This window comes from Novosphingobium lentum NBRC 107847, assembly GCF_001590965.1.
GTDB classification, from domain to species: domain Bacteria; phylum Pseudomonadota; class Alphaproteobacteria; order Sphingomonadales; family Sphingomonadaceae; genus Novosphingobium; species Novosphingobium lentum.
This window is the reverse complement of the sequence record NZ_BCTW01000009.1, coordinates 47,183-63,959: the sequence shown is the minus strand read 5'-3', so window position 1 is coordinate 63,959 and position 16,777 is coordinate 47,183. Positions and strand designations below refer to the sequence as shown.

Below are 16,777 nucleotides of genomic sequence, written 5' to 3'. Positions count from 1 at the left end.
GTCGAATGGCGCGCAAGGCTGCGGTGCGCGCAACCGCTTGCTCCGGGTGGGCCGAGGGATGGATCCTGAAACGAGTTCAGGATGACGATGGGGGTAGGGTTTGGTATTGCTGCCGCGAACGCGAGCATCGCGGTACCTGCTTTAACCGCAGGGGCGGTTTCGGACGTCGGCCACGGGGGCGCGTTCACTTTTTGACCCATAACCAACCTCGTCATGCTGAACGCGTTTCAGCATCCATCGGGACGCAGGCGCGGCGTGTCGAATGGCGCGCAAGACTGCGGTGCGCGCAACCGCTTGCTCCGGGTGGGGCGAGGGATGGATCCTGAAACAAGTTCAGGATGACGATCAAGGGTTCAGGACGAGGATGTTACAGCGCGTTTTCGCGCCTTGGGTGCGGCCTTCACCTCTGCCGCCTTCTCCCGGGCCGCCGCGCGTTCGCGTTTGGCGGCGGCTTTGGTTTGGGGGAACAGCTGTTTCTGCTTGGGCTTGGGCGCGGCGCGTTCGGTGCGCTGCACCTCCAGCAGCGGGGCGAGGTAGTGGCCGGTGAAGCTGCGCGGGCTGGCGGCGACTTGTTCGGGGGTGCCTTCGGCGACGATCTCGCCGCCGCGCACGCCGCCTTCGGGGCCGAGATCGAGCACCCAGTCGGCGGTCTTGATCACGTCGAGGTTGTGTTCGATCACCACCACCGAGTTGCCCTGGTCGACCAGGCGGTGGAGCACTTCCAGGAGTTTGCGCACGTCTTCGAAATGCAGCCCGGTGGTGGGTTCATCGAGGATGTACAGCGTCTGCCCGGTGGAGCGGCGGCTCAATTCCTTGGCGAGCTTGACGCGCTGCGCCTCTCCGCCTGACAGCGTGGTGGCCTGCTGGCCGACCTTGACGTAGCCGAGGCCGACTTCGCCCAACATCTGCATCTTGTCACGAATGGGGGGCACGGCCTTGAAGAAGCCTTCGGCATCCTCGATCGTCATGTCCAGCACGTCGGCGATCGAGTGGCCGCGGAATTTCACTTCCAGCGTTTCGCGGTTGTAGCGCTTGCCGTTGCATTCCTCGCAAGTGACGTAGACGTCGGGCAGGAAGTGCATCTCGATCTTGATCAGGCCATCGCCCTGGCACACCTCGCACCGCCCGCCCTTGACGTTGAAGCTGAAGCGGCCGGGCTTGTACCCGCGCTCGGCGCTTTCGGGCAGGCCGGCGAACCAGTCGCGGATCTGGGTGAACGCGCCGGTGTAGGTGGCGGGGTTGGAGCGCGGGGTGCGGCCGATCGGCGACTGGTCGATCTCGATCACCTTGTCGCAGTGTTCCAGCCCGGTGATGGCATCGTGCGCCCCGGCGATGACGCGCGCGCCGTTCAGGGCGCGGGCGGCGCCGGCGTGGAGCGTGTCGATGGTGAAGCTCGACTTGCCCGATCCGGAGACGCCGGTGACGCAGGTGAACGTGCCCAGCGGGATCGAGGCGGTGACGTTCTTGAGGTTGTTGGCGCGCGCGTTCTTGACCGTGATCTTGTGGCCGTTGCCCTTGCGGCGGGTGGCGGGCACATCGATGCGGCGCTTGCCCGACAGGTACTGGCCGGTGAGGCTGGCGTCGCAGGCGAGGATATCGGCGAGCGTGCCCTGCGCCACGATCTCGCCCCCATGCACGCCCGCGCCGGGGCCGAGATCAACGACATGATCGGCGGTGCGGATCGCGTCCTCGTCATGTTCGACCACGATCACGGTGTTGCCCAGATCGCGCAGGCGCCGCAGCGTGGCGAGCAGCATGTCGTTATCGCGCTGATGCAGGCCGATGCTGGGTTCGTCGAGCACGTAGAGCACGCCCGACAGGCCCGAGCCGATCTGGCTGGCAAGACGGATACGCTGGCTTTCGCCGCCCGAGAGCGTGCCGCTGGTGCGATCGAGATTGAGGTAATCGAGCCCGACGTTGTTGAGGAAGCCCAGCCGCTCGTTGATTTCCTTGAGAATGGCCTTGGCGATCTGCTGCTGCTGGCTGGTCAGCTTGGGTTCGAGCGTGGAGAACCATTCGAGCGCATCGGTGACCGACATGCGCGTGGGGCCGGAAATATCCTGCATCGCGATCTTGACGCTGAGCGCCTCGGGCTTGAGCCGGGCGCCGTGGCACGTCTCGCAGGCCTGCGCGGTCTGGTACTTGCCCAGTTCCTCGCGCATCCACGCGCTTTCGGTCTGCAGCAGGCGGCGGTTTAGGTTGCCGATCACCCCCTCGAACGCCTTCTTCACGGTGTAGCTCTTGCGCCCGTCCTTGAACGTGAGCGGGATCGCCTTGCCGCCGGTGCCGTGGAGGATGATCAGCTGCACCTCGCCCGGCAGTTCGGCCCAGGGCGTGGTCAGCTCGAACCCGAATTCCGCGCCGAGGCTGGCGAGCACCTGCATGTAGTAAGGCGACGGCGGGTTGGACTTGGCCCACGGCACGATCGCCCCCTGCTTGAGGCTGAGCGCTTCGTTGGGCACCACCAGTTCGGCATCGAACAGCAGCTTTTCGCCCAGCCCATCGCACGCCGGACACGCGCCTTGCGGGGCGTTGAAGCTGAACAGGCGCGGCTCGATCGCCTCCAGGGTGAAGCCCGAGACCGGGCAGGCGAACTTCTCGGAGAAGACGATGCGGTTGGCGGGGAGGCCTGCGCCTTTCATGCCACTCGCCCTCTCCCCTTCAGGGGAGAGGGTTGGGAGAGGGGAGGCAGCGCGCGGTTCTCCCTGCCCTGAAGGGGAAGGGGACTTAACCGGGAGCGCCGCCACCGTCGTATCCGCCAGGTCGATATACGCCAGCCCGTCGGCCAGTTTCAGCGCCTGTTCGAAACTGTCGGCCAGCCGGGTCTGGATGCCGTCGCGCACCGCGATGCGATCGACCACGACCTCGATGTCGTGCTTGTACTTCTTGTCGAGCGCGGGGGCGTCCTCGATCGCGTAAAATTCGCCGTCGATGCGCACGCGGGTGTAGCCCGCCTTCTGCCATTCGGCCAATTCCTTGCGGTATTCGCCCTTGCGGCCGCGCACGGCGGGCGCGAGCAGGTAGGCGCGTGTACCTTCGGGCAGGTCCATCACCCGGTCGACCATCATGCTGACGGTCTGCGCGGTGATCGCCAGGCCGGTGGCGGGCGAGTATGGCGTGCCGACGCGGGCCCACAGCAGGCGCATGTAGTCGTAGATTTCGGTCACCGTGGCCACGGTAGAACGCGGGTTGCGGCTGGTGGTCTTCTGCTCGATCGAGATCGCGGGAGACAGCCCGTCGATATGTTCGACATCGGGCTTCTGCATCATCTCGAGGAACTGGCGCGCGTAAGCCGAGAGCGATTCGACGTAGCGCCGCTGCCCTTCGGCATAGATCGTGTCGAACGCCAGCGATGACTTGCCCGAGCCCGACAGCCCGGTGATGACGATCAGGCTGTCGCGCGGAAGATCCACGTCGATGCCCTTGAGGTTGTGCTCACGGGCACCGCGGACGGAAATCTGGGTAAGAGACATGCGCGGCGGTGTTCCATATTTGTTCGGATGTAGCAAGACCGCCGTGCGGCATCTCAGCGCTAAAATGGGGCCGGGTAGCGGGGATACAAGCCGCCTCTGCAAGGCAGTGCGCGCGCGGAGTGCGACAAACCGCCAACGGCCTGTCGCATTGATGGTGCCGGAGTGCGTAACACACTGATAAATCGCAAAGGGCGCGCGGTGTCGTGCTCACAGGATCGACCGCTCATCCTGAGGATCCGTTGAGCCTGTCGAAACGGCGTCTCGAAGGACCGCGTATGCTGTGGTTCGAGACGGGGCTTCGACAAGCTCAGCCCCTCCTCACCATGAGCGGTGGGGCATGGGTCTGATAGCTAGAACGTTGAAGTTCGGGACGGAAAAACATGCGGGTAATGTTGACGATGTGTGCGGCGCTGGGCGTCGCGATGGTTCCTGCCGTGGCGCACGCCGACGATCCGCACGATCCGGCGATGCGCAGCGCTGCCGCGCGGGCGCACGATCGCGACGTGGTGCGCCAGCTCAACCGCGACGAGCTGGCCCGGACGCAGGCGCGCGATGCCCGCTATGCGCAAGGCTGGAGCGACTGGCGCGACGGGCGCGGCGAACAGGGCAGTCGCTCCGAATATGCCGAAGCGGATCGATCGCAGGCCGACTATGCGCGCGAACGGGCACGCTACGAACGCGACATGGCGTCATGGCGCCGCGCGGTCGCCGCCTGCCGCGACGGCGATTATTCCGCCTGCGACAACTGACCGGACTGGCCACCGGCCAGACTGCCGCCGCCGCAGCGGGTCAGTTGCGCGGGGCCGCCGGTAACGGCGCCGCGCCTTCCACCGTATCGTTCAGCGGCGACAGCGACAGCGTGTAGCTGCCCCGGTTGTTGGCGTAACGGCTGCACAAATCGAGCACCCGCGCCCGGTGCAGCAGCGGAATCCACGAGGTCAGCCAGCGGCCGGGCAGCGTCGGGCAATCGTGGTTGAGCGTGGCCAGCTGCTGCGTCGGCGGCAGCCACAGCGGACCCGACGGCAGCGTGGCATCGTCGGGCTGCAGTTGCGCATGGTCGATCGGCAGCACCGCATCGTTCAGGAACACGAACAGCCGACCCGGCACCGCCTCGTCGCCCGAACCGGTCGCCGCGTATTCGAGCGAGCGGAACACGCGGGCACCGGCATCGGGAGTGCGCAGCGTGCCGGTCCATTCGTCCTCGTGCCCCGGCAGCAGGCTGTGGACCAGCGGCGGCACGACCATGTAGTTGGGCTCTCCGCGCAAGCCGAGCAGCAGGTTCGCCCAGCTGTGCAGCGACAGCACATGGAATGTCTCCGGAACGTCCGCGCCGCGATGGCGGATCTCGAACACCGGGGCCATCACCGGCGCCCGCGCCACGCGCCGGAAATAGCGCGAGACGCCATGGACCGCCCTGAATTTCAGGCCATCGACCGCCCAGCCCTGCGGCGTTGCGGGCAGTGCGCCGTCGAAGAACAGCGGCGTCGGCCCCGACAACGTCTTGCCGCCGGGCACCGTGCGGTCGCGCGTGACGATGTACCCGCTCGACCGGACCTTGAGCACGATGCGATAGCTGGTGTTGGGCTTCACCTCGATGTTGAGATCGTGGCAGGCTTCGGCCGCGAACACCGGATCGGTCCACGTCATCGGGCCGATCGGGTTCGCTCCGCCCTTCGCCACGCAGATGCGCGGATCGGATTCGGCCCACGCCAGCCAGCCCTGTGTCACCCCGGCGACCACCGCATAGGCGATGCCCAGCCACATGATGCCGCCGACGAAGAACGGCACGATGCGCCACTTCAGCCGCGCCAGCACCGATTGCGCCGCCTCGCTTTTCGCCAGCTCGTCGGTCCTGCGGTAGAAAAAGCGGTTGAACCAGTTGAGCGTGGGCAGCGGCGGCAGGCTCTGGCCGAACCGCGCCGCCCACATCCGCCGCGAAATGTCCGCGAGCCCCTGTTCATGCGTCGCGCCGACCATCGCGACGACGCCCATCACCGCAAAGAACAGCAGCGAGTTGAACGGATCGGCGGCGATCGCATGGGTCCACGTCGCCAGGAACGACGGCACGAACGCATTGATCGCGGTTTCCAGCACTTGCGAATTGGTGCGTGCGTCGACCTGGCCCGCGAACATCGCCAGACCCTTGATGTGCGGCCACAGCGGCTTGATCAGCAGCAGGAACACCAGGAACATCTGCAGGAAATACCAGAACCGGCGCAGCTTGATCCGCACCGTCAGCGCATCGAGGTAGGTCTGGTCGAGCGTCGCGTCGATGCTGGCGCCTTCGGGTTCGGGCGCTTCGTGCACGCCGTTGTCGATGTGATAGTCGCGCGGGATGTTGATCGGGGCATAGCCGTCGGTCGCCATGCGCAGCCGTTCCTCGACGCTGAGATGCAGCCGGATCGGCGCTTGCAGCAGCCCGTGCCGCCGGTAGCGCCCTTGCGCGATCGTGGGATCGCGGAACTGCTGCGTCGCCGGCTTGACGTGGCTGCCCGTGTCGTCCGCCGCGCGATTGACCCACGCGCCGATGTAGCGCGGCTGGTAGCGATAGAACATGCCCGCCCCGCCCCGGCTGTCGTGCAATGGCCCGTACACGTTGCGGAAGGTTTCGATGCGGTGCTCGAACTCGGGGATCAGGCGCAGGCCCCGGCGGCGCGGGTCCGAGGTCAGCGCCTTGCCCGCGTCGGGCAGCGCATCGTAGGCGGCGATGGACAGATCGTCTTCGGGCGCCATTTCCTTGGCGTGTTCGATCATCCACCACAGCGAGACGAAGCTGAGCGATTCATCGGCATAGCCGCCGCCGACATCGGCGTGCATCCCGGCGAACCACACTTGCTGCAGGCGCGGGCGCTCTTCGTGGCAGAACCGCAGCGCAAGCGCGCGGTGCTCGTCGTCCACCGGCTTGCCAGCGCCGTTCGCCGCATGGCGATACTTCGCGGCCAGCGCCTGTTCGTTCACTTCGTCCCACAGCAGCGGCTGGAACGAATCGCGCTTGTCGTCGATCGACAGCGCATGGCGCGCGCGCTTGACCTTGTGCGACAGGTCGTAGGTCGGCATCGTCAGCGGCCAGATCCACTCGTCGATGCCGCGCGTGATCTCGACCAGCGGCCCGCCATACGCCGCGACGGTATCCCACACGCCCACGAACTCGATGTCGGGGGTGTGGTGGATGCCGCGCGCGGCAACGAATTCGGGCATGCGCCGCTGATCGAGCGGGCGGTTCCAGTGTTCGTACCAGTCGTGCAGCGCCGACCATCCGCCATCGGCGCGCCGCACGAACGTGCCGTGTGCTCCGGTCAGCCGCCGCGCCACCCACCGGCCTGCGCGGCGGGCATACCACCAGGCTTTCCCGGCCGCACCGTGGTCGGGCTTCTCGCCGAGATCGGCGTTGTCGTCGAGATCGGAGCGGACCAGGCGCAGGATCGCAAAGGTGGTGGCCATGCCCAGCCGCACGCCCAGATCGGTCAGCTCGTTGTTGGTATGGAACCCGCGGCGGAATTCGCGCCAGGTGTCGTGCGCGGCCATGTCGAGCGATTCCTCGCCAAGATCGGTGACCACGCCCAGCGCGGTGATCAGCGCACCCAGCAGCCGGACGGTGAACGCGCCGCGACTGAACCCGAACAGGTAGATGCGGTCGCCCGGCTGGTAGTTGCGGCACAGGAATTTGTAGATCGTGCGGATATTGCGCGCGAGGCCGAAGCCGAACACGCCGCCCAGCGCGGCGAACAGCTGGAAAGCCGACGTGCCCACGCCGTTGTCGTAATAGGCGATCTGCACCGGCAGGCCGTTGGCGACGGGATAGCCCAGATCGAGCGCTTCATACAGCCGCCAGACGTTGGTCTTCTGCAGCTTGCCGCTGCTGTTGCCGGTGCCATCCGAGAACAGGATGATGTTGCGCGGGCCGCGCGTGAGGTCGCGGGCATGCGGACGATCGGGCGACAGGTCCATGCGCAGGCTCCTTTCCCGGCGGCAACCGCCCCCTCAGCCGCCAAAACGTCCGGCCCGGACCGTCAGGCCCGGAACGTCAGGCTTTATGGCTGATCGCGGCGTAGAACAACTTGCCGTAGCCGGCGATCAGGTTGGCTTTGTCGGTGCCGTTGATGATCCGGCGGGCGTTGACCCAGTCTTCCTTGGTCGGGCTGAAATAATCGGCCAGCTTGCGCCCCGTGAAGGTCCCGTGGACCGATCCTTCGAACAGGATGCGCGTGGCGACGGGGGCCTGCATCGCCATGTCGGGGTGGCCTTCGAGATCGATGTTCAGCCGCTGCCCCCAGTCATGGTAGTTGCGCCGCCCGGTCAGCTGGACGAAGCCGCGCCCGGCATAGCGCGACCCATCGCCTTGCTGGGTGTTGCCCAGCGACCTGGCCAGCGCGGGCTTCTGCCCCACCGGCGGCGGACCATAGCGTTTGTCGAAATAGCCGGTCGAACCGTATTCGTGGATCGGCTGCATCTTGCGGTCGGTCTCGTGGTAGGCGGTCGCCAGCATGTAGGCGAGCCAGCGGTCGTCGCCCGCCCCCGCTCCTCCAGTGGCTTGCCCGGCGGCGCTGGCTGCCTCCCACACATCGAGGATCGCGCCGAGCCCGGCGACCTGGCTCGCGGCGAGCGCGCCGTCGAACGCGTGGCTGCGCACATAGTCGAAGAAGAACTTGCGGTTGATTACGGTCACGGTCGATCCCCCAGCACAGACGTCCCGACACGGACGCGATAGAACGGATGACCGGCCGGATCGCAGGTGACGAACGGAAGGCAAAAGCAGGTTGCCGGCCGCATGGCCCCGGTGACAGACAGGTAATCCCGACTCGCAACCCTGTTATGCGCAAATACTTCGCTTCAATCGCCATGCCGTCAATCCACCGCGCGACAGTGCAAGCCGCGCGGATCGAACGCCGCGTTGACCGCGATAGTCTTCGCAGTTCATGTATTTGGCCGATGACTTGGGCGTGTTTCGGGCATCGGGCTTAACCAGATCAATTCTGGAAAGATTCTGGCACAGCAAGTTTCCCCCGCGTTGCCAAGAAACCGGGGCTCGATGCGCCTAGTGAATGGTCATCGGCAACACCCCCCCGCCGATGAAACCAGTGGCGGAGCGGCAGCGGCGTGGACCAGTCACCCGCGCCCGGCCTTTCCGCCCGGCGCGGTGACGACGCCACAACGTTAGTCACCGCGCAATCTTGTGTTTCATCGTCGGACATCGGCAATTTTGTCGTGTCGATACAATTAATCGCCTGCCAACCATGTCAGGTTGGCAACATTGGAAAATGCGTCCGGGTGCGTCGTTGCCCGCACGGATGGAAAAAGTTCATGGTTATCAAGATGGAAGACTATCGCAACCTGTCGCGGCAGAGCCTGTTCTGCCGCTCGACCGACGCCCCCCGCACCCCCCGCCCCGCCATCTCGATGGAAGAACGCGCCAGCTTTGCCGAGCACTTCGTGATCGAGTTTGCCGTGGCGCTGAAGGAAGCCCGCAACAGCGACCTGCCGCACGCCGCCTGACCGGCGACGGTTCGAACCGTGCCGGACCACGGCCGGCGCCGGACACCCTTTCGACGGATTTCAGCCCATGTCCTTGCGCCGCCCAGTTGCGAACGCCGCAGACCCCATTGGCGATCTGCGCCCCGCCAGCGACCCGTTCCGCGTGTGGCTGGAAGAATTGCTCGGCCCCGAACTGCGTCGGCAAGGCACGCCCCGCGATGCGGCGCTGAGCGACGCCGCGCTGCGCGAAATGCTGGCCGATGGCGGCCAGTCCGCCTGGCAACGCCTGCGCCGCGAGCACGTGCGGCACTGAACCTCAGCGGTCGATACCGCCCCCGGCGCTGAGCGCGCGGGCGCCCGGTTCGCCCAGCCAGCGCGCGGTCACCCCCCAAACCCGCGCGATCACGCTTTCCGACAGCGCCACCTCCGGCGGGCCATCGGCGACGATGCGCCCCGCATCGAGCACCACCACCCGCGCCGCGTGGTTCATCGCCAGCGCCAGGTCGTGCAGCACCAGCACCACCCCGGTCCCACCCAGCGCCTGCACCCGCAACTGCCCGAGCAAGGCAAGTTGGTGCGCCAGATCGAGCGCGGCGAGTGGCTCGTCGGCAAGGATCCAGCGCGGCCGCCCCGCCAGCACCCGCGCCAGCAGCGCCCGCGCCCGTTCCCCGCCCGAAAGCGTGGCGACGCTCCGGCGCGCAAAACCGCCAAGATCGAGCGCGGCGAGCGCGGCGGCCACGGCGGCGGCATCCTCGACCGCCCCGGTGCGCCACGGCAGGCGGCCCAGCCCGGCCAGCGTTTCGACCGAGATCGACCACGCCACTTCGGGGGCTTGCGGCAAGTAACCGATGGCGCGGGCGCGGGCCTGCGCGGGCAAGGCGGACAGCGCCGCCCCGTCGAGCGTGACCCGGCCCTGCGTCGGCGCGTGCAGCGCGGCCAGGCAAGCGAGCAGGCTGGATTTGCCCGCGCCGTTGGGTCCGCAAATCGCGGTGACCTCACCCGGCAAGAACCCGGCGCTCACCCCGTCGAGCACGCGCGCCGTGCCCAGTTGCAGCGTCAGGGCCTCGGCGGCGAGCGTCACGATAGCCGCGCTCATGCGAGGCCTTTCCGCATCCGCAGCAGCAGCGCCAGGAAGAACGGCGCGCCGACCAGCGACAGCGCGATGCCCAGCCGCAGCTCGGTCGCCATCGGCAGCAGACGGCACACCACGTCGGCCACCAGCAGCAGCAGCGCCCCCGCCAGCGCGCTCGGCACCAGCAGCGTCGATGGGCGGCCATCGGTCAGGCCCCGCACCAGATGCGGCACGATCAGCCCGACGAAGCCGATGATCCCCGCCACCGCCACGCCCGCGCCCACGCACAGCCCCACGCCCGCGACCATCAGCCACTGCAGCCGCGCCGGCTCGATCCCCAGCGAGCGCGCTGCCGCTTCGCCCAGCGTCAGCGCATCGAGGCCGCGCCGCGCGGTCCACAACAGCGCGATGCCCGCGGCGGTCAGCGGCGCGGCGATCGCCACTTCGTGCCAGCCGCGATCGGTCAGCGCGCCCATCAGCCAGGTGACGATCTCCGACAGCGCGAACGGGTTGGGCGACAGACTGATCGCCAGGCTGGTCAACGCGCCGGCCAGGCTGGCCAGCATCATCCCCGCCAGCGTGAACAGCGCGACGCCGGCATCGCGGCCCGCGATCAGCGCGAGCAGCGCCATCGCGCTCCCCGCCCCGACCAGCGCAAACGCGGGCAGCAGGAAGCCTTGCGCCGCATAGCCGAAGTACAGCGACAGCACCGCGCCGAGCGCTGCGCCGGGCGCGATGCCGAACAGGCCGGGATCGGCCAGCGGATTGCGCAGATACCCCTGCATCGCCGCCCCCGAAGCGCCCAGCCCCGCCCCCACCACCAGCGCCAGCACCGCGCGCGGCAGGCGCAACTGCATCAGGATGGCGGTGGCGTTGGGGATCGCAGGGTGGAACGGATCGATCCACACCCGGCCCGCCAGCAGCGACAGCGGCACGGTGATGACGAGCGCGAGGATGAGGAGGAGCGTGGGGCGAGTCATGTTGTGGGGCTGGTGTTGGGGGTGTGCGGTACGGCGGCGTTCGGGACATAACCTTCGGCGAGGCTGCGAGCATGCTTCGACAGGCTCAGCATGAGCGGGTGTGGGTGAATAACCCTGAAAAGACCCGCTCGTCCTGAGCCTGTCGAAGGACGTGATCCATACGCTGCGGATGACCGCCCGAGGGCCCCGCCGGCGCGGGGACGCAAGATGGCGCGCACTGCTGCCAGCCGCCTGGCCGCGCGGATGATCGTCGGCCCGCCGCAGTACAGAAGGGTGGCGTCCAGCCCGGCGTGCGCCGTTCCGGTCATGGCCGCCAGCACAGGATGCGCCAGCATGCGGTCCTCGTTGCTGCGTGGGTCGCCGGTCGACAGGATCAGCGCGGGCGGATCGGCGAGCATCGCTTCCAGCGGCAGCACATCGGCCTGCCCCAACCCGCGCGCGGCGGCGAAGTTGGTGAAGCCGGTGCGGCGCAGGAGGTCGGCGATCAGCGTGCCGTCACCCGCGACCATCCCGCCCGATTCCCAGATCACCGTGGGCACCGCGCGCCAGCCCGGCGGCGGCGCGGCTTGCGCCAGCGCGGCGTCGATCCGCGCCACCAGCGCCTCGCCGCGATCGGGATGGCCCACCAGCGCGGCGAGATGGCGCACCTGTTCGCGCGCCTGCGGCACGGTGTTGGCGATCGGCAGCGCATCCAGCGTCAGCCCCATCCGCGCGAACGCCGCGCCGGTGGCCGGGCCCAGGAACGTGCCCGCCACCACCACGTCGGGATGCAGCGCGGCGACTTCCTCGACCGTGCCGCCGGTCGCGCGGAACCGCCGCGCCAGCGTCCTGTCCATCGAGCTCGATCGCGGATCGTGGCTGTAGCTCGATATTGCCAGGATCTGCGCGGGATCGGCCACGTCCGCCAGGATCGCGTCGCTGCACGGGTTGAGCGAGACGATGGTGGGGTGCGGGCGCTCCACATCGACGGGCAGCGGAATCGCCGAGCAGTTCGCCAGCGCCAGCGACGCCAGCAACAGCAGCCCGGTGATGCCCAGGATCTGGAGCGCCCGCTGCCTCAATAGCGCACCCTCACCCCGGCGTAGGCCGTGCGGCCATACGTGCCGTAGCCCGCCGCCGTCTGGTACTGGCTGTCGAACAGGTTCTCGATCCGCCCGAACAGTTCCAGCCGGTCACCCAGCGGCACCGCTGCGCGCAGCGTGGTCACTTCATAACCGTCGAGCCGGGTGAAGTTGCTGGCGTTGTCGTAGCTGTCGCTCACCAACCGCACGTCCGCGCCCAGCGTCAGGCCCTTGGCCATCCCCGCCACATCGGGCGTCCAGTCGGCCGACACGGTCAGCGCGTTGCGCGGGCGGCGGGCCAGGTCGTTGCCCTGGTTGGCCGCGCCCGGCGTGCGGTTGGTGGCTTTGAGGTAGGTGTAGGCCGCCTGCACGCCGAACACCGCGCTGGGACGCAGGCCCAGTTCCAGCTCGAACCCTTCGGCGCGCGCCTTGCCGATGTTGTCGTACGTGCCGAACGGACGGTTGGTGCAGATGCCGGTGCTGATCCCGAAGCACGAGGCGAAGTCGATCAGGTTGCGGCTGTCGCGGCGGAACGCGGTGAGCGCGGCGTGGAAGGTGGAATCCTGCGTGCCGTATTCCACGCCCGCGTCATAGCTGCGGCTGCGTTCGGGGACGAGCCCGGTGTTGCCGAAATCTGACAGCAACTGGAACAGCGTCGGCGCCTTGAACCCTTCGCCATAGCTGGCGCGCACGCGCAGCCCCGGTGCCAGGCGATAGCTGGCGTTGGCGCCCAGCGTGGTCGCGCTGCCGAACCGGCTGTGATCGTCGATCCGCACGCCTGCGGCCACGTCCAGCCCGTCGTCATGGTAACCCAGCAGCGCATGGCCGCTGGTGAGCCGTGCGTGCTTTTCGGCATCGAACAGCGTGGAGAACCGCGTCCGCTCGCTGTCCGCGCCGAAATCGAGCGTGACGTGCGCGACCGGGCGCAACGTGCCGGTCACGTCCGCGCGCTCGCTGCGGCCCTGCGTGGTGTAGTTCGGCGCGGCGATCGCGGGCGCATCGAAGTAGGCGCGGCGCGTGTCGGACAGCGCATAACCGGCGTTGAGGTCGAGCAGGTTGGAGCGGTATTCCGCGCCGACCCGGCCCGATGCTTCGCGCGTGGTCTGGTATTCGGGGGTGTCGCCAAAGCTGAAGGTCGGCGGCGCGAAACCGTCGATGTCGAGCCGGCTGTCGGCATAGCGGCCGACCGCGACCAGCGCGAGGCTGTCGGTCAGCGCGAAGCGGCCACGCCCGCCGACGTGCCACTGGCGAAAGCCGTCGGGCTCGGTGCCCGTGGCTGCGGACGAGATGCCGTCGGTGCGGGTGTAGCCGCCATTGAGGTTGATCGAGGTGCGATCGAGCACCAGCCCGGCGGTGGCGTCGCCGGTGAAGCTGCCGTGCGATCCGCCCTCGGCGCTCGCCTCGATGCCGTTGACCTCGCGGCTGGTCAGCGCGATCACGCCGCCGATCGCCGCGCTGCCCCACACCACCGAGTTGGAACCGCGCAGCAGTTCGACTTTGCCGATCCCGCCCGAGAACAGGCCGCCGAAGTCATAGCCGCCGCCGGGCGAGGCGACATCGGCCACGCGCACGCCGTCGATCAGCACCAGCACCTGCTCGGCCTCCGCGCCGCGCACGCGCACGCCGGTGAAGCTGCCCAGCCCGCCGTTGCGGGTGATGGTCACGCCGGGCGCGCGTTCGAGCACGCGGGTGAGGTCGGGGCCCTGGACGGCGTCGATCTCGCCTTGGGTGATGACCGTGATGGCTTGCCCGGTCTGGTCGAGGTGAGTCTCGCTGCCGGTGGCGACGACGGTGGTCACGATGCGGGGTGGGGCTGCGATCAGGTCCGACGCGTCCTGCGCGAACGCGGGCGATGAAACGGCAGAAACGGCAATAATACTAACGGAAAACAGGTACTTCACGGGCAAACCTCCGGCCTTGAGCGAATGTCGCCCAAGGCGGAAGGCGTGCGGGATTGCGCGCCTGCCGCTTGCGTCCGGTACACCCCGCCCGGCTCGCGGAACGACCACACACCGGCAGGTCTCCTGGCTTTCCGGGTCATCGCGGGTCTGTCCGCCTTCCCAGCCCCCCAAACCTGAAAAAGGCGCGGGGGCCAGTGGCATATTGGACAGGCCGCTCACCGGTTACAGTTGCGGGGGCAGCTCCGGATTTGCACCGGGATTCCCTCAGGGGCCCGTTGGCGTCGAAACGCCTAAGGCCACCGATGGCGTCGGCGGCGCTCCTATGCCGCGTTGCAACAAAATGCAAGGGCGAGCCCGTTGCCGCAGGGCAATCACAGACCGCAGGGCAATCACATGGGGCCGGATCAAACCCAGTTTCGTCATCCTGAACTTGTTTCAGGATCCATTCCTCCGACCGCACGGAGCAAGGTGGCGCGAGCCGCTGCCTTGCGCGCCTTTTCATGCTCCGCGCCTATGGCACGATGGATCCTGAAACAAGTTCAGGATGACGATCGAGGGACGGTCTGATCATGAGCGATTGCCATGCGCGTGCCCGGTTCGCCGCATCTTAACCGGTTTACGCTAGAGCGGTGGTGTGTGCCGGATCGGTACGGTGCGAAATCGACGGATGCGGGGGGCAAACCCCCGGTCTAGCGGGGATGGCACAGGAGTTTAGCTTCAGTCCATGCCGCTCGAGATCACCTACCGCCCCATCGTTCTGCCGCCCGAGCGGCGGTCGCAAGCGCGCCCTTCGGTTCCTGCCGCAGGAGCGATCCTGCCCGCGACAGAGCGGCCGCGCGACTTCACCGCCCGCATCCGTCGCCGCGATTTCACCGGGATCGGACGCCTCCACCGCAAGGCCAAGCATATCGTCCTGCGCCAGCGCGCCGCCGGCATCGCGGTGCTGGCAGCGTTGGGCATGGTGCTCGGCCCGCTCGGCTGGGGCAGCGCCGGGATCGAGGCGGCGCGCGCGCAGCAGGGCGGCGGTGCGCTCGCCAGCGTACTCCCCGCGATCCACCGCGACGATGCGATCGCCGCGCCACTATCTGCGCTCGACGTTTCGGCGCCCGGGCTGGTCGCGCCCGATATCGCGGCCAAGGCGTGGGACGTGCACCGCGACGACGATACCGTAGCGCAGGCCTCTGCCCCCGCCGGCCCTGCCGCGCGGCCGTTGATGGCCACCGAGGGCGAGAACCGCTATCGCGCGCTGCAGTGCCTGACCGCGGCGATCTATTACGAAGCCGCGTCCGAACCCGACGGCGGCCAGCGCGCGGTGGCGCAAGTCGTGCTCAACCGCGTGGCGCACCCCGCCTTCCCGCACAGCGTGTGCGGCGTGGTCTACCAGGGGTCCGAACGAACGGGCTGCCAGTTCAGCTTCGCCTGCGACGGATCGATGGCGCGCCGCCCCATGGCGCAATACTGGGACCGCGCGCGCCGCGTCGCCGAAGCCGCGCTGGCGGGCTATGTCTATGCGCCGGTCGGCCTCGCCACCCACTATCACACCAGCGCGATCCATCCATACTGGGCCGACAGCCTGCAGTTCATCGGCACGATCGGCGCGCACCGGTTCTATCGCTGGCAGGGAGCGGCAGGACGTCCCGCCGCGTTCAACGCGGCCTATTCCGGGGCCGAGCCGGTGGCCGGGCCGCATCCGCGCACCTGGACCCCGCAACCGCCCGAAGCGACCGACCCGATCGCGATCGCCCGCGCCTATGACGAAGCCCGCGCCGCCGCGCTGCACCAGGCCGCGCTGCAATCGGGTGGCGGCGCGCTGGGCCAGCCTGCCGGTTCGTTCGGGCAGGCCCCGCTGGCCCACGGTGACGCGGCGCCAGCGTATGCCCCCGCCTATACGCCATCGGTTGCGCAACGCGGCGGCGACGCCTTGTACCGCGCGCAGGCGCCAGCCGGATCGGGCGCCGGAACGACATCAAGCGGATCGTCGGGCGTGCTGCCGCAGTACGAGAACAGCGGCAAATGGATCGCCCAGCCTGCGGGTTAGGGCCTCGTTCCATTCCACTGCGTACCCGCGAAAGCGGGGACCTCAGGCCTTGCAGCGCAAGTGATCCACCCTCCGTCTGAGACCCCCGCCTTCGCGGGCGATCACAGCTGTTTCGGGTTCGGGCAATCCACCAATGCCGCGCCGATACGCGCCCACCCGTGCCCCACCCACGCCACGCGGCAGGCGTTAACACCTCATCCACCTTGTCACCGAACCGGATGTTAGTCCGCTGTGGGTATTCAGGGGGCCAAGCCGCAAACACGGAGAGCCCCCTGATCATGCTGCGTTTTTCGCCCGCCCATGGCTGGCCCTCGGCCAGCCTTTCGCACCGGCTCGTCCGCCATCCGCTGCGCGCCGCCAATGACAACGGGCGCATGCTCAGCGAGCTTGGCCATGGCGATGCGGTGCTGTCCGCCGCGCTGCGCCTGTTCGGCGCGCACGGGCTTTCGGCAGCCGTGCGGGCGCGTGAATCCGCCGAAGCGGCGCGTGGCGCAGGCGATGCGGCGGGCTATGACTGGTGGCTCGAAGTGTGCCACACGCTCGACGCCCGGCTGGCGCGCGACTGCGTGCGGCAGGATCGCCGGAGGAACCGCGCGCCCCGCGCGTGAGCCGCACCCGACCCATGCCACGCGCCCTTTTGCTATTGCGAACCGTTATCAAACTTAACGCCGTGTAGGGACTTTTTGTCGGTTGCAATCGCCGGTTGTGCCGCTTAGGGGGTCCGCATCCGCCAAGCGCTCCTCCCGTCATGCGGGGCTGGGGAGGAAAGCGCAGGGCCGG

11 protein-coding genes, 1 pseudogene and 1 riboswitch are annotated in these 16,777 nt (G+C 68.2%); of the genes and pseudogenes, 5 read left to right on the top strand and 7 right to left on the bottom strand.

Annotated elements, in window-relative coordinates; all coding sequences use genetic code 11:
* Positions 1-518 precede the first annotated feature (518 nt).
* Positions 519-3,473: pseudogene (uvrA, locus tag NL2_RS09560) on the bottom strand (excinuclease ABC subunit UvrA); the annotation flags it as partial.
* Positions 3,474-3,853: 380 nt separating this feature from the next.
* On the opposite strand from uvrA, the gene NL2_RS09555 reads away from it, so the two are divergent.
* Entirely contained in the window at positions 3,854-4,222 is a 369-nt protein-coding gene (locus tag NL2_RS09555) for a hypothetical protein (RefSeq protein ID WP_068074124.1), read from the top strand.
* Between the two features lie 40 nt (positions 4,223-4,262).
* Here the strand turns inward: NL2_RS09555 and NL2_RS09550 are convergent, their stop codons facing one another.
* Positions 4,263-7,421, bottom strand: a complete 3,159-nt coding sequence (locus NL2_RS09550; protein WP_068074122.1) for a T6SS phospholipase effector Tle1-like catalytic domain-containing protein — start codon at positions 7,419-7,421, stop codon at positions 4,263-4,265.
* A gap of 76 nt (positions 7,422-7,497) precedes the next feature.
* Positions 7,498-8,139, bottom strand: a complete 642-nt coding sequence (locus NL2_RS09545; RefSeq protein ID WP_218006106.1) for a glycoside hydrolase family 19 protein — start codon at positions 8,137-8,139, stop codon at positions 7,498-7,500.
* 635 nt (positions 8,140-8,774) lie between these two features.
* Between NL2_RS09545 and NL2_RS09540 the strand changes: the two genes are divergently transcribed.
* A complete protein-coding gene (locus NL2_RS09540) occupies positions 8,775-8,966 on the top strand; it encodes a hypothetical protein (RefSeq protein ID WP_068074120.1) in 192 nt (63 codons plus the stop codon).
* 67 nt (positions 8,967-9,033) lie between these two features.
* A complete protein-coding gene (locus NL2_RS09535) occupies positions 9,034-9,258 on the top strand; it encodes a hypothetical protein (protein WP_068074118.1) in 225 nt (74 codons plus the stop codon).
* A 3-nt stretch (positions 9,259-9,261) separates the two neighbouring features.
* Here the strand turns inward: NL2_RS09535 and NL2_RS09530 are convergent, their stop codons facing one another.
* Genes NL2_RS09530 through NL2_RS09515 form a run of 4 tightly spaced genes read right to left on the bottom strand, consistent with a single transcriptional unit; the run spans position 9,262 to position 13,959 of the window.
* Positions 9,262-10,041, bottom strand: a complete 780-nt coding sequence (locus NL2_RS09530; RefSeq protein ID WP_084356006.1) for an ABC transporter ATP-binding protein — start codon at positions 10,039-10,041, stop codon at positions 9,262-9,264.
* Positions 10,038-10,997 (bottom strand): FecCD family ABC transporter permease, encoded by a 960-nt coding sequence (locus NL2_RS09525; RefSeq protein WP_068074116.1) that lies wholly within the window; start codon positions 10,995-10,997, stop codon positions 10,038-10,040. The genes NL2_RS09530 and NL2_RS09525 overlap by 4 nt, the downstream gene beginning before the upstream one ends.
* Complete coding sequence (locus NL2_RS09520) at positions 10,994-12,058, bottom strand: ABC transporter substrate-binding protein (protein ID WP_084356005.1); 1,065 nt, start codon at positions 12,056-12,058, stop codon at positions 10,994-10,996. The genes NL2_RS09525 and NL2_RS09520 overlap by 4 nt, the downstream gene beginning before the upstream one ends.
* A complete protein-coding gene (locus NL2_RS09515; protein WP_068074114.1) occupies positions 12,055-13,959 on the bottom strand; it encodes a TonB-dependent receptor plug domain-containing protein in 1,905 nt (634 codons plus the stop codon). Before NL2_RS09515 ends, NL2_RS09520 begins: the two co-directional genes overlap by 4 nt.
* A 97-nt stretch (positions 13,960-14,056) precedes the next feature.
* A riboswitch (cobalamin riboswitch) is annotated at positions 14,057-14,278 on the bottom strand.
* Positions 14,279-14,683: 405 nt separating this feature from the next.
* Between NL2_RS09515 and NL2_RS09510 the strand changes: the two genes are divergently transcribed.
* A complete protein-coding gene (locus tag NL2_RS09510; RefSeq protein WP_068074112.1) occupies positions 14,684-15,997 on the top strand; it encodes a cell wall hydrolase in 1,314 nt (437 codons plus the stop codon).
* A 278-nt stretch (positions 15,998-16,275) separates the two neighbouring features.
* The gene (locus NL2_RS09505) at positions 16,276-16,605 is read left to right on the top strand and encodes a hypothetical protein (protein ID WP_068074110.1); all 330 of its coding nucleotides are present in this window, start codon (positions 16,276-16,278) and stop codon (positions 16,603-16,605) included.
* Positions 16,606-16,777 lie beyond the last annotated feature (172 nt).